Genomic DNA, 266 nt, shown 5'->3' with positions numbered 1-266 from the left:
AACCATGGACTAGGCCCGGATTATCAGCTGCCCGGTCTGCCGCACCGCGCGGGCCACGGACTGGGGCTCGAAATCCACGAAGGACCGTTCATCGTCCGCGGCAACAAGACGCCTCTGGCGGCTGGCATGTGCTTTTCCAACGAGCCTATGATCGTCTTTCCCGGCAAGTTCGGGGTTCGCCTGGAAGACCATATCTACATGTCGGAGACCGGCGCCAACTGGTTTACCGAGCCGTCGAGCGGCCCGTCGTCTGTCTGACGCGAAGC

At 62.4% G+C, this 266-nt stretch carries 1 protein-coding gene; it reads left to right on the top strand.

Annotation, left to right across the window (positions count from 1 at the left end; all coding sequences use genetic code 11):
• Positions 1 to 258, top strand: a 258-nt coding sequence (locus SB772_RS41740; protein ID WP_410838738.1) for a M24 family metallopeptidase, incomplete at its 5' end; no start/stop codon positions are given.
• Positions 259 to 266 lie beyond the last annotated feature (8 nt).

It is taken from the genome of Paraburkholderia sp. SIMBA_030 (genome assembly GCF_046535245.1).
Classification (GTDB): domain Bacteria; phylum Pseudomonadota; class Gammaproteobacteria; order Burkholderiales; family Burkholderiaceae; genus Paraburkholderia.
Note: the sequence above shows the minus strand (reverse complement) of the source record. Positions and strands in the feature narration are given on the sequence as shown.